This window comes from Paraburkholderia acidicola (assembly GCF_002362315.1).
Taxonomy (GTDB): Bacteria; Pseudomonadota; Gammaproteobacteria; order Burkholderiales; family Burkholderiaceae; genus Paraburkholderia; species Paraburkholderia acidicola.
This window is the reverse complement of record NZ_MTZV01000006.1, coordinates 888,741-902,439: the sequence shown is the minus strand read 5'-3', so window position 1 is coordinate 902,439 and position 13,699 is coordinate 888,741. Positions and strand designations below refer to the sequence as shown.

Annotated in this window: 10 protein-coding genes; all 10 read right to left on the bottom strand. The window is 62.5% G+C overall.

The genetic code is table 11. The features are described 5' to 3' along the window. Positions 1-4 precede the first annotated feature (4 nt). Positions 5-586 (bottom strand): hypothetical protein, encoded by a 582-nt coding sequence (locus BWP39_RS32155; protein ID WP_207557051.1) that lies wholly within the window; start codon positions 584-586, stop codon positions 5-7. A 39-nt stretch (positions 587-625) separates the two neighbouring features. Further along, the gene (locus BWP39_RS22815) at positions 626-1,636 is read right to left on the bottom strand and encodes a phage tail tip lysozyme (protein ID WP_207557050.1); all 1,011 of its coding nucleotides are present in this window, start codon (positions 1,634-1,636) and stop codon (positions 626-628) included. Between the two features lie 141 nt (positions 1,637-1,777). Then, positions 1,778-2,632 carry a methionyl-tRNA formyltransferase gene (locus BWP39_RS22810; RefSeq protein ID WP_096724336.1) on the bottom strand — a complete coding sequence of 285 codons (855 nt, stop codon included), beginning with the start codon at positions 2,630-2,632 and terminating at the stop codon, positions 1,778-1,780. A gap of 418 nt (positions 2,633-3,050) precedes the next feature. Continuing rightward, entirely contained in the window at positions 3,051-3,707 is a 657-nt protein-coding gene (locus BWP39_RS22805; RefSeq protein ID WP_096724334.1) for a hypothetical protein, read from the bottom strand. Positions 3,708-3,878: 171 nt separating this feature from the next. Then, a complete protein-coding gene (locus BWP39_RS22800) occupies positions 3,879-4,394 on the bottom strand; it encodes an HrpB1 family type III secretion system apparatus protein (protein ID WP_096724332.1) in 516 nt (171 codons plus the stop codon). Positions 4,395-4,592: 198 nt separating this feature from the next. After that, positions 4,593-5,087, bottom strand: coding sequence for a lytic transglycosylase domain-containing protein (locus tag BWP39_RS22795; RefSeq protein WP_096724330.1), 495 nt, complete (start codon positions 5,085-5,087; stop codon positions 4,593-4,595). A 39-nt stretch (positions 5,088-5,126) separates the two neighbouring features. Next, positions 5,127-6,551, bottom strand: coding sequence for a helix-turn-helix transcriptional regulator (locus tag BWP39_RS22790; RefSeq protein ID WP_096724328.1), 1,425 nt, complete (start codon positions 6,549-6,551; stop codon positions 5,127-5,129). 206 nt (positions 6,552-6,757) lie between these two features. Further along, positions 6,758-7,333 (bottom strand): hypothetical protein, encoded by a 576-nt coding sequence (locus BWP39_RS22785; protein WP_133116915.1) that lies wholly within the window; start codon positions 7,331-7,333, stop codon positions 6,758-6,760. A 398-nt stretch (positions 7,334-7,731) separates the two neighbouring features. Further along, the gene (locus BWP39_RS22780; RefSeq protein ID WP_096724324.1) at positions 7,732-8,721 is read right to left on the bottom strand and encodes a response regulator transcription factor; all 990 of its coding nucleotides are present in this window, start codon (positions 8,719-8,721) and stop codon (positions 7,732-7,734) included. Between the two features lie 543 nt (positions 8,722-9,264). Beyond that, positions 9,265-13,683, bottom strand: a complete 4,419-nt coding sequence (locus tag BWP39_RS22775; RefSeq protein ID WP_096724322.1) for a DEAD/DEAH box helicase — start codon at positions 13,681-13,683, stop codon at positions 9,265-9,267. Positions 13,684-13,699 lie beyond the last annotated feature (16 nt).

The following is a 13,699-nucleotide window of genomic DNA, read 5'->3' as shown; positions in this document are numbered from 1 at the left end:
TGCTCTACGCAGCACCATCCGCACCGGTATCAAGCGGACTGCGCTGCGCGAGCAGCACATCACGCAGAAAATCCTGATTGATGGCATGCCATTCGGGCGAACGCACCGACACCTCGTGCGGATTCTTCTTGCCTTGTGCCTTGCGGATAACCAGCACGGTCAGCGTGAGTGCATGCGCTTCGAGACCGTCTTCCACGGTGGATCGTGTGGCCGCCGCGGTGTGAGTGAGACGCTTCGCGCAGGCTGCACGGATCGTATGCAGCAGAGGCGAGCGGAAATTCAGGCGCCAGATATCGAACGACAGTTCCGCGAGTAATACCGCGTTCCGGTAGGTCTGCTGTTTTTCGAACACTGCTGCGAGGGTCGCGGCCATGCGTGCCAGCCGCACCTGGTCGAGGCGCGTCGTGTGGGTGCGATGCGCACCGTGCCAGAGCCGGATCGATTCGGCGACGTGTACCGTGCGTAACCACGTGTGGCTCGCGGCATGCTCGACGAGCTGCCTGACGACGAGGTGACAGAGCAGGTCGCATTGTGCTTCGTGATCCGGGCGCTCAGGTGCGGTCATATTGTTGTGTTCGGCGGGCATCGGGTTGCGCCGGATCAGCATCCGGTACGGGTGGTCGGATCAAGCCTGGATCAGCGCCAGATCGTCCAGACGCGACTGGAAATGGGGATCGCTGGGTTTTTCGAACGTGTTCATGAACGCCGCAGTTGCGTCTTGCGCAGTGCTGGTGCCCTTGACCGCCGAGATCGCACCCGATTGCGTTGTTTGCAGCTCCTGCTTCAGGTAGCCATAGTTCGCTGCTTCACTCGATGGGTCGAGACCGTTCTGCTTCGCATACGCTTCCAGACCTTGCTTGCGCGGGCCGCCCCATTGCGCGATGCCGTAACCGTTGGCGTTGTCGTCGGCGTTGTTGCCGGTTGGCGCACCGATCTGACCACCCTGGTTGATGCCGGAATTCATCCCGCCGCTTTCGAGCCACAGGTTGGCGACGATGCCTTGCGCCTGTGGCTTCGTCAGACCGAAGTCGCTCATCAGGTTGTTGACGTACTGATTCGCGACCTGTTGGCCCTGCGACTGCGAGAGGGCCGTGGTCTGCGGAGCCGTGCTGAGGCCGAACATCGTTGGACCGGAGTTCGAGCTTGAGCCGTTGCTGGCCGGCGGCGGTGGGTTGTTCGTTGTTTGCGTGCTGTTGCCAGCAGGAGGGGCGCCGTTGTTGCCGCCACCGTTGTTTACCGGCGGCGCGTTGGTAGTTACCGGAGGCGCGCCGTTCGTTGCGGGCGGTTGGCTGCTAGCCAACGGAGGTGCATTGCCTCCGCTACCCACTGGCGGAGCAGAACTGTAGTCCTGAGGGAAAGGGTTGCTGTTGCCGCCCGATGACGACCCACTGCCGACCGGCGGCGCACCGCCTCCCGAGTCGTCTCCGTCCGAATTTTGCAGCACCTGCTGAAGCATCTGCAGCAGTTCTTCGATGATCTGCAGAATTTGCTGCTGGTTCAACCCGTTGCCGGAGGTGTTGCCGTTCAGTCCATAGATCCCGTCCGATCCACCCGTGATATCCGACGAGCCGGAACTATAGCTGTGGAGATAGTCCATCGGGTTGGTCGAGTAGCCTTGCACTGCTGCGCTTGACATGACTTTCTCCGTGTATGGCCGGCGTTGAGAAGCGTGCGGTCACGCACCCGATGTGCCGCTCGTTCGATCAATATAGAATTCGCGCGCCTTGTGTTCGACGTCGACCAGGAAATTATGTCCAGCGATGCGAAGCGGAACGTCTCAAGGCCCCATCTGCGCGCGAATGGCCAGCGGCAGCGGGCTCCATTCGATCAACGCGATGAAACCGTCGAGTGCCGCGATCACGATCGAGCGGCGATACTCGTGGACGACTTCGCCTGGCTGATAACGGTGTGCTTCCGTCCAGCCCTCGGCGCGCTTGACCGAGACCTTCGTGTCGCGCAGCGGCGCGAAGCATTCGAACAGTCCGCACGCGCGTACGACACGCATCACGTCGGCGACCGGTTGATTGAAGTCGAGCGTGCGGCGTTCGTCGTCGAGACGCGGCCAGTAGCTGCCGGGCGCCTGCGGCCGGCGTTCGTCCCACAGACGATGGAAGTCGATCGCGACACGCGCCGCAAGTCGCTGCATGGCCATGCGCAGTTTCAGTTGCAGCGTTTCGTGCGATTCGTCGGCGGGCATCGGAAAGTGTTCTGCATCGAGGATGTCGCCGGTATCGAATTCCGCCGCGATGCGATGACAGGTCACGCCCCATTGCGGACGCTGCTCGAGCAGGGCCTGTAGCAGCGGGTACGGACCGCGTCCTTCGGGTAACGGCGATGGATGAAAATTGATTGCGTGTGCGAGGTCGTGGGTCCAGTCGGGAATTTTCCACTTGTAGCCTGCTACAACGAGCGCGTCGCAGCGCAGCGCGCGCAGCATCGACAGATCGTCTTCGCGGATGCGCGAGAGCTTGATGGGCACGCGGTGAAGCTCCGCGCGCGCGGTGGTCTCGTTGTTGAAATCGGTCTGGTTATCGACGGGCATGGTGAACATTGCCACCGGCTCCCAGCCCGATTGTACGAAGGTGTCGAACACGGTGTTATAGCGATCGAAGCCGGCGTAAGCGAAACGCATGGTGGGTCCTGATGGAAAAATAGCACCGAGACAAGGAATGTATCCGTGGATATGTCGAATCGTCGAGTAACGATTACGGAGGATTCCAGCTTTTCCGCGTGGTCAATGTACACGTACTTGCAAGCGTACGATTGTCTGCGTGTTTGGGGAGGGGTGATCGGAAGTTCTGTCGGTAACCGCGAACCGGGACGACGTGCGTGTGACATGCCGGTTCGGGTACTGCTTTGCGATGGCAAGGAGCGGCAGCGTGAGCTTGGGCTTCACTTCTCGCGTCAATGCGATAGGGCTCACGCCAACGGAGAATCCAGGCAACGATGGAGGAAAGGGGAGTGGCGGTGCCCGTTGCGTTGATGCATCGCATGTCGGGCCCCGCTTCGTACCGACCACTATCTATCACTTCATCGGTGCGGTCTGCGCATCATGTAGCGGGCCGTGCGGCATCGGCAATACTCTTCGTCTCTTCTTTCGACTGGTTTATCAGCATGTCATTCGTTTGCCGATCGTTCTCGATCTTCGCCATTTTCCAGGCCGTGCTCATGCCACTGTCCGCACCCAGTTGCGCTATGCCAGCAGTGCCGTTGTTATTCATCACCGATTCTGCCAATCTGCCTCCTTGACCTAGCGTCGAAGTCGAGTTGGTATGTTGGGATACAGCGCCAGCTGCGCCCGCTACCGTGCCAGCGAGACCCTCTGCCCCGGCAACCACTGGGCTCATCGCGGTCATTGCGCTCGATGCCGCACTGCCAAAGCGACTGAATACACTCTCCGACTTACTACCTGCCGACGAGCCGGGACTGTCTCCTCGGGCCAGTGTTGCAGCACTGGTATCCAGCTTCGGCAACGCCCCCAGTCGCATCTTGAGGTTTTGGCCCAAACCGCCCGGTTTGACCATCATGTTTGACAACCCTCCGAATGTGCCTTCCTCGCGGGAACGCGACTGAGGTGAGGCAGCATCGGCTGGAGACGGTTTTTGACTCTTGGCTTTTCCAAGGAGATCCTTGGCTACGTCAAGCCCGGTCTTGGCTACGTCGACGCCGGTCTGAACAATACTTGTGACAGCAAGTGGGTTAGCCATAGTGAATCTCCCAAAGACGGCGAAAAATCGCCCTGGAAAAGTAAGGCACGTCTTCGGAACGTACCGGACTGCCTCTATATGAAAAACTCTACGTCAATACACGGAGCGGTTCGGCACAGATGCGAATCCCCAGTCTGTTTTGCGAAGCATGCCGCCGGATCGATCGCGACCTCAAGCCCGCATCCAGCTCGCCTGCATGAGCATCATCGACTCCGCCGACGTCGCCGGCCGTGCCGACGCGGTCGCAGGCTCAGCTGCCACCGGCTCCGCAGCCGCAGATTCCGCCGCATGCATGCCGCCACCACTCATCTTCGCAGCCCGCTCCAGCAACTTGCTACCGATACTCGCCGCTTCGCGATGTTCGCGCTGCTCCGCCGCCGTGCGCGCATAGCTCTGCCACAGCGGGTCCTGCATCCCGAACAGGCACACCGCCATCAGCGCCGCATGCAGTGCCGTGCGCTTCGCGTCCTGATCGTCGTCTTCGAGCACGCGCAACGCGTCGATCCAGGACTGACGGCGCAGATGGCGCCATGCAACCACGGTGCCGGCGCCAGTCCAGCGCGGTCGCAGCACGCGGATCGCGTCGAGCAGATCTTCGAAGTCGGATAGATCATCGAGTTGCGACGCGGTCCACAGCACCTTGGTGAGGCCGCCCGCCACGTCGTCCCTGCATCCTGTGTCATTCACGATTTCGTCACCTGTGTGGGAGTTGCATATAAAGACCGTGACATCTCGCTCCATCCGTTCAGCCGCGTCTTCCTCGGCCCGTGCTGTCAGTAAGGCCGACAGGATTAGTGTGTCGCATCTGCTGACGGTCCGATTCACCCGATGCGAACGAAACGACTGCGGAGCGAAGGGGTTTCGTCATGTTGCCGGGGCTCGCATCTACGACGGATCGTCGTTCGGCTCGACCCGCAGGAAACGCGTGACGAGCATTTCGATCGAATGCGCGTAACGGTCGCGTTCGGCCGGTGTTTCCGAGTGGTACGCACCGATCGCGGTCCACGTGTTGCCGTACTTGGCGGTCATACGGTGCAGATACCAGGCGGCGATAAAGACGTTCTTGCACGGCACGATCAGGTCGTTCACCGAGATGCCGTAGCGCGATAGCGCCGGCAAATGGATCGAGTTGATCTGCATCATTCCGTAGTCGGTCGAACCGTTCGCGTTGTGGTGGATCGCACGCGCGTTGGCGTGCGATTCCTGCCACGCGATCGCGCGCAGCACCAACGGACTGACGTGCTGGTATTGCGCCGCAGCGGTAAAACAGTCGGTCTGTGTTTGCACCTGCGCTTGAGCCTGTGCCTGCACAGCGAACGGACAGAGGCCGAATGAGACCAGCCCCGCCAGCGAATAAATGATGCGGTGTGAGATCTGCATGATGTCGTGCCCGAAGCAAAGAGGACGGGTAGCGAACGATCAGCGGCCCATGGTTTGCGAAGGGGCTTCGTTAAACACGCTGCGATAGCCGTTGATGAGCGTCGAACGATGCTGCACGCCCCACTTCTTCGCGACATCGAGTACGCGTGCGACCGGTGCATCGTCGTCGAGCAGTTCGTCGCGAATGCGCTCCATGCGTTGACGGCGGATCAACTCGCTCGGCGAAAGACCCAGATGCTTGCGGAAGGCGCCTTGCATCGCGCGCTCGGTGACACCGATCTGCGACGCGACTTCACGAACCGACAGGTCCTTCTGATCGAGGTGATCCATCAGGTAGCGATACGCGCGGCGATACTTCGCGGGCAGACGCGCACTGACGTCATCGGCGCGCGGCGTGCTGCGCGACTGCGCGGCTTCCGGTGCGGCGGCGGGCAACGATACGCTGTCGGCGCGCACGTGCTGGATCGAGGCGAGCGCATAACGGCCGTAGAGGGTCGCGAACTCCTGGGTGCGCATCTGTTGCTGCATGATCTTGGCGCGGCAATACAGATAGTCGAGGTACCAGCGCGCGTTCTGGCTGCCGTGCAGCGCGGCGGCGCCGGATTGTTCGAGCAGTTCTTCAGCCACTGCGGTCGCATGGGCGGCGATCGCGCCGAGCGCCATCTCGAGGCACAGGCTGCGATGGTAGTCGGCGAGACCGGCCTTGCGGCTCCAGCTGGCATACGTCTTCAGTGCCGAACGTTCTTGCGTATGGCCGGCAGCAAAAGACTTCAGATGCCCCAGATAAGCGAGGCGCTCGTCGAGCAACGGCATCGAGAGGCCAGCAGCGAGCACGGCGGGCGCACCGAGCGCGGTTTGCGAACCGGTGACCACCGAGCGCCAGTAGATGTGGTCGCCAAGCGGCTCGGCGTCGTGCAGTTCGTGCTGGGCAAGCAGGTCGCGGCGCAGCATCTCGACGAGGTAGGTCCAGCGCGTGTCCGGATGTGCGGCGGCGAGCGGGGCAAGCTCAGCGAGCCGGTCGCAGGCGGCCTGCACACAACCCAGATGAAACAGCACGAGCGTCGCACCGATGAGGCTGTCGAGCTGCTGTGCGGCCGTCGCGCAGCGTTCTTCGGCGACGCGGCGGAAGCAGGTCAGCGCGACGTGAAACTGGTTGCGGAAGCACGCTTGCCAGCCCGCGTTGCGCACCGAGACGACGCGCATGGCGTCGCGCGAGTGGCGCACGGCCTTTTGCGTCTTGCGATAGGTCTCCTCGGCTTCCTCGTGGCGTCCGAGGGCGAGTTCGAGGTCGGCGTGGATCTGCAGGGCTGTGTATTCGTCGTGCGCGTGATCGCTGTCGGCGAGGCTCGCGGCCAGGTGGACGGCTTCATTGAGCTGGCCATCGAGGACGCGGGCCGCGAGCGCGGCAGGAACGCCGTCGCAGGCGAGGACCGAGGAAGCTGCAAAGTAGACTGTCGAGAACATGGTGTCGCTCCTGACTCAAAAGGCACTCGTGAGAGCTGGTAGCAGCGAAGTGCTGAACCTGTGAGTGCATCTTTTCATCGAGGCGCGACGTTGACGCGCATTTGTGATGGTCTGTTACCTTCGGCCGGACGGACCCTTCCGACTGGCTAATGATCGGCCGGTTGCCTGCCCTGTTCACAAGCGCTGCCGGCGAAAGAGGCGGAAGGTCAATACGCGAACATGGTATCGGTGGGGATTGCCCCCCTTACGTGTGCACAGAGCGCTTCTTTGTCAGGGTTGTCGGTCGATCCGATCGCGTTGGTCAGCCTGAATGCCATATCGAAGTGATAGTCTTCCGGCAAGTTCCGCGCTATGACCGCAACGCGATCGATGGCCTGCTGCGCTTGCCCGTAGATTGCGGGCAGCGTGATCTGTTCGATAAGTGCCCTCAACGGCTCGATCTGCAATTCACGAGGCTCCAGATCCCGGATGACATGGCAAAGTGACTCGAAGACGGGCACCTGCGCAGGAGCGCTCAACACGCTGATCCGATCGACAAATGAATGCAATAACTGTGCTTTGTACGCGGCGGGCAATGATTCCTCTGGAAGACTGAATGCGCGCGCCGCGTCTGCGTATGCTTCGTCTGGCGTTCGATGCGTCGCTTGCGATCCGATCTGGGAAACGCTCTGCTTTAAGGCCTGGTAGAAATGGCCCTGACGAGCAGCTTTTGCGTCGCCGTCGGGCATATCGTGGATAGACTTTCCCGTATCAAGGATGTCTTGACGCGTTGCTACTTTCACGCGCTGAGCGGACCTCGCCATCCCCAGGATCGGGGATGTTGTCATCTCCAGAATTGGAGATCTTGTGGGCGCTGTCGCGACCGGGCGTCTGATCCCTTGAATCCGGTCATTGGCGGGAAGAAAGGCCAGCGCCCCACGTGGCGCGCTATGAGAAGGCATTCCCCTGCCTTGCCTGCCAGTGTCGGTTCGGAGGTCCCCATCGGGCGTTTGGGTAACCGGTACAACCGGTCGCATTGATGGAGCGTTAGCGCGCGTCATGTCGAGACTCCCAGGAGGTCAGAAATACTTCTATCTGAACTCTATTATGGGAACTGACATGGGCCGGTTACGACGACCGGCCGAAGTAAAGTACACCGGTACGAAGTGAGCTTACTCCGTAGAACGAACTCATTGCTGCGTTAAGGACGCACGTCGCACGCGGTGGCGCTAACCAGCGGATGAATCTCCGCGTGTTGTGCGACGACGCGTCGTGCGAGTGCTTCCTGGCCAACGCCTTCGGATGGTTGCCGGTGCACAGCGTGTGCCGTGAGCGGAGTAAGTGCGTCGAGGCGACGCGGTTCGGCGGCAACTGTATCGACGAGCGGCACATGCGCGATCGCTACCGCGGATTCGTGCAAGCCTGCGCCTGCATCGAGCGGGGTCACGATCGGCACCTGCGGGTATGTCAGACTCGGTGCAACCGCTTCGGCCAGCGGCACATCGACCCGTTCAATCCGGTAACCGTGCGCGTACATCGTACGCAAATGAACACCATGCGCACCGTTCAGATTGAGCTTCTTGCGCAGCTTGTAGATGTGTTGTTCGAGCGTGCGTCCGACGATATCTTCCGAACTGCTCCACACCGCACCGGCAATCTGCCGGCGGCTCACATATTCACCGGGGCGTGAAAACAGCAGCCACGCAATCGCGAATTCGCGCGACGTGAGGCGGATCGAATCGCCTTCGATCTGCACCGTGCACGAGCCGCGGTCGAGCCGGTAGGCACCGCATTCGAGGTCGTCATCGTGAGGCGTGCCCGGAGCCGTTTGAAAACGTCGCAGCGCAAGATGTACACGCAGCACGAGTTCGCGCGAATCGATCGGTGCGAGCACGACATCGTCGGCGCCTGCATCCAGCGTATCCGTGATGCTTGCGCGGTCGTGGACTGCGCCGACCACGATCAGCGGTGCGCGGCGGTCCGCATAGCACGTCCGTCGTGCGAGGACGGGACGCAACGGGCTCACACCGGTTTCGGCATCGACGAGTATCGCAGTGAAGTCTTCCCGATAGACGGCACGCGCGAGCGCCACGTCGTCCGCGAACCGGCTGCATACCGCACCATCGGCCTCGAAACACCGGCAGATCAACCTGAACAGACTCGTGTTCCGGGTCATGACTGCAAGCTTCATTATTTTTCCTCCGGGTGGTCCCTGTCGGATGCGGACCTTGACGCGAAGCGAACTGCGGACCTATGCGAGTTCGTTGCGAGTGATCCGACAGTAGAGCGCCAGATGTTTCAGGTATGTAACGATTTGTTTCAGCGGACCTGGTTGTGGACACAACAGGAGTATGCGCAATCGCATAGCTAACGCCGGCACTTGTGCGTAGTGGATCGTTGGCGCGGATTTAGGGGTAATTTCTCCCCGTTATGCGAATGCGGTAGTTTTCTCGAACCCTGCGAAACTTACGGTCAGTTCGACCGATCGTGATTGAAAGCCTTTGCCGGCGCGCACCTTCGTTATTCCTTACGCTCTTGTAAGAACAATTTAAGTTTCGTTGTGCATTAGTTGTCGGACAGGCGAATATTTAACGTCGGCTACTCAGCGCGCAACCTCAGCGCAACAACTTCGTGGCAAGTACCTGGGGGAAGTACTTGTGGTCGCAACCATCGGTTGGTCGGTGCTGACCTCGACGTCGTTGTGATCGAGGCATGCGGCGCGCATAGCAATGCCTCAATAGCGCCGCGTCAGCTGCGTGCGCATCTCGCTCTTCGCGGCGCTGTCCGGATCGTGCAGCCAGATGAATTCGCTGGCGACCAGCGTCGCGACCGGCACACCGTCGCGAAACAGCACGCGGTTGCCGGCGACGGCCGGCACCTTGTCGCCGGGCAGCATGGTGCCCAGCAGGTTCAATGGATCGGTTGCGGCGACGCACACGTAGTGTCCGTCGTTCGCGTGATGGCGCATTTCGCGCAGCAGCGGAATCGCTTCGGGTAACGCGAACTGTTCGCCCGACGGGCCGTTGACGAAGCGGCCGCCGCGCACCTGGCCGCGCGCTTCGAGCCGCTGGAACACACGCAGCAGATCGCGCCACGGCGGTAGCCAGTCCGCTTCGCGTTCGAGCAGGCGCCAGAACACGACACCGTAGCGGCGTAGCAGTGCCATCGCGATGTGTTCGAGCACCTCGGGTGCGATCCGCGGGCGGCGCGTGTTCGGCGTTGCTGCAGAGTCTGCGTCCGCGTTTGCGTTTGCGGTTGAGTCGGTCACGGGCCGCCGCAGCAGCGCCCAGCGTCCCGCGTCGTCCATTCCACCAATCAGCGCGCCAACCCGGCCACGTCGACTACCGTAGTACGCATTGCGTTTCGCCACCGGCTTGAGCAGCGCGCGCAATCCCGCGAAGCTGTCCGAGTTCACGAGGCCGGCCGCGACGAGTTCGCCGAGCGCGTTTTCGAGTTCGATCCGCAGCCCGTGCACATCGGCCAGCAGTTCGTCGAAGAACATCGCGCCATGTCGTGCCAGCGCATCGTGAACGTGCTGCGCACGCGGCGACAAATCGATGGGCTTGGACAGATCGAGCAGCGCACTCCATACAGCCACGTCGCGTCGCGGCAACAGCACGATCGGCGTGCTGCGCACTGGCCCGGCGGCCGCACGCGAGCGCTCGGTGAGCCGGGTCCAGACGATCTTGCCCGAGCGGCACAGTTCGTCGAGTGACGTGATCGAATAGTCCTTCAACCGCGCGGGCAGGATGTCGTCTTCCCATGCACCGGCCGCTGCCTGAAAGCCTTCGAGCTGGTCGAGTATCGCGGCAAGCGCATCGCGGCCTTCGCCGCGTGTGGACGGGCTCACGTGCTGCCATTCGAACAGGAAGCGCATGAAGTCGTGTCGCTCGACCGGTTCGATTTCGCGCCGCAACCGGCGCACTGTGTAGCGATGAATGCGCGCAAGCAGATGTCGTTCGCACCATTCCTCTTCACGTGTGCCGGGCGTAAAGCGGCCGCGCATCACGTAGCCTTCGGACTCGAGCCGCGTCAGTGCGAGCGCGACCGCCGATGCAGGCAGTGCCAACGGCCGCGCGATCGCGGGTACGGAGAGCGGACCGAAGCCGGTGAGCCTCGCGCGCACGACGTCGACGATCGCATCGTCTTCGGTCCACGGGTCGGCGTAGCCTTTCGGCGGTTCGATGACGGGCTCGATCGGCGCGACCGGGTAGATCGCGCGCAGACACGCGAGGCGTTCAGCCGCGACCCATAACGTGTCGTGCTGCGCGATCTGCATGCGCGTCGCGCGGCCTGCTTTGGCCAGTGCGTCGAGCCATTGCGGCCAGCCGTCGTTGCGCTGCGCTTCGGCTTCTGCGTCTGTTATACAGGCGAGACCGGTCAGTGCTTCGTGCATTTCGTCGGCATCGCGTGCTTGCGGCCACGCTTCCTCGCACACGCTCGCAATCGCATCGGCGTCGAGTGCGCCGAGATCGTCGGCGGATTCCGGGTCGGTCCAGCGGCGGTTCAGTACGGCTTGCGTGCGACGTTCCTCGATCGGTGCATCGTCAAGGAACGCATACGGTTTCGCGCTGAGAATTTCGGCGGCGAGCGGCGACGGTGCAGGCAGTTCGCGTGTGACAAGCGTGACTTCACCGCGCTCGATCCTGCGCAGCAGATGCAGCCAGCCGTCGGTATCCATTGCTTCGTGCAGGCAGTCGTCGACGGTTTGATCGACGAGCGGATGAACCGGCAACTCGCGCTCGCCGACGATGTTCTCAAGGCACGCCACCTGATCCGGAAACACCGTCGCGAGCAGATCTTCGCTGCGCATACGTTGCAGTTGCGGTGCGGTCTTGCGGCCACCGGTATAGCGCGGCAACGCGAGCGCGGTCGTTGCATTCCAGCGCCAGCGCACACCGAAGAGCGGCGCATCGAGCAGCGCCTGAATCAGGATGTGTTGCGCGGTATTCGAATGCAGGTAGCGCCACACTTCGTCGAGGGCGAAGCTGTGGCTGCCGGTCAGCGACAGGATGATCGCGTCTTCGGTGGCGGCGGCCTGTAGTTCGAAGTTGAACGTGCGGCAGAAGCGCTTGCGCAGGGCGAGACCCCACGCGCGATTGAGCCGGCTGCCGAACGGTGCGTGAATGACAAGCTGCGTGCCGCCCGATTCGTCGAAGAAGCGCTCCATCACGAGCGTGTTCTGCGTCGGTAATACGGTGAGGGCGGCGCGGGCGCGCGCGAGGTATTCGGCGATTTGCCGCGCGGCAGGTTCGGACAGGTTCAGCTCGTCGGTCAGCCAGGCGATGGCGCGGTTGACGTTATTCGTTGCGTCCTCGCGCACCGTGCCGTTGTCGCCGCTGCCGCCGCCCAGCAGCGTATCGATCTGCGCCCGCAGCCGCGCGACGCCGAGCGATAGTTCGTCGCTGCGCCCCGGTGCTTCACCGAGCCAGAACGGAATATTCGGCGGTTGCCCTTCAGCATCGACGACGCGCACCCGGCCAGTCTCGACACGCAGGATCCGGTACGACGCATTGCCGAGCTGAAACACGTCGCCGGCGAGACTTTCCACCGCGAAGTCTTCGTTGACTGTGCCGATGTTCACGCCCTGCGGTTCGAGCAAGACCGCGTAGTCGGCGTTCTCGGGTATCGTGCCGCCCGATGTCACGGCGACCAGCTTGCCACCGCGCCGTCCGCGCAGGGTGCCGTTCACCGCATCGCGATGCAGGTAGGCAGCACGCGGCCCGTGGCGGCTCGTATAACCTTCGGCGAGCATGCGCAGCACGGCATCGTACTGGTCGCGCGCGAGGTCCGCATATGGCGCAGCGCTGCGAATGAGATCGAACAGCGCATCCTCGCGCCACTCGTCATTCGATACTTCGGCGACGATCTGCTGCGCGAGTACATCGAGCGGCGCACGCGGAATCTGCAAGGCGTCGAGCTCACCGCGCCGCACGCAATCGAGCAGCGCCGCACATTCGAGCAGATCGTCGCGCGAGGTCGGAAACAGTCGCCCCTTCGGCATCCCGCCGACCTGGTGCCCTGAGCGCCCGACACGTTGCAGGAATGGAGCAATGGCGCGCGGCGAACCGAGCTGACAGACCAGATCGACATCGCCGATATCGATGCCGAGTTCCAGCGACGCCGTCGCGATCAATACCCGCAAGTCGCCGCGTTTCAAACGCTGTTCGGCGTCGAAGCGCAGTTCTTTCGCGAGGCTGCCGTGGTGAGCGGCTACGGCATCCTTGCCGAGGCGTTCGGTCAGATACCGCGCCGCACGTTCGGCCATCCTTCGCGTGTTGACGAAGACGAGCGTCGTGCGATGCTGCGCCACGAGTTCGGCGAGCCGGTCGTAGACGCGCTCCCATACCTCGTTGGCCATCACCGCTTCGAGCGGGACCGGCGGAAGTTCGAGCGCGAGATCGCGCTTGCGTGCATGACCGACGTCTACGATCGCGCAATCGGGTGCTGCGTCGCTGTCGAGACTCGCACCGCCGACCAGAAACCGCGCCACCAGTCCGATTGGTTTCTGTGTGGCCGACAGGCCGATACGCGGCAGACGCCGACCGCACAGCGCGTCGAGCCGCTCGAGGCTGAGCGCAAGATGACTACCGCGTTTGGTGCCCGCAATCGCGTGGATTTCATCGACGATCACCGTGCGCGTGCTCGCGAGCATCCGACGTCCCGACGCGGAACCAAGCAACACGTAGAGCGATTCGGGCGTCGTCACGAGGATGTGCGGCGCGCGTTTGCGCAGGGCGGTGCGCTCCTGTTGCGTGGTGTCGCCGGTGCGCACGGCGGTACGGATGTCTAGCGCCGGTAGCCCGCGTTGCGCGAGTTCGGCGGCGATGCCTTCGAGCGGTATCTGCAGATTCAAACGAATGTCGTTCGATAGTGCCTTGAGCGGCGACACATAGACCACCAGCGTTTCGTCGGGCAACGTGCCGCCGTGCGCGAGGCCGTCGCGGACCAGTTCGTCGAGCGCCGACAGAAAGGCGGTCAGTGTCTTGCCGGAACCGGTTGGCGCGGCGACCAGCGTCGAGCGGCCGCTGCGGATCGACGGCCACGCCGCAACCTGCGCATCGGTCGGCGCCGCGAACGTCTTGAGAAACCAGCCAGCGACCGCCGGATGAAAATCGGCGAGTACGCTGGCTGGGGGCAGCGCGGAAGTCATGAGCCGGTTCTGCCTG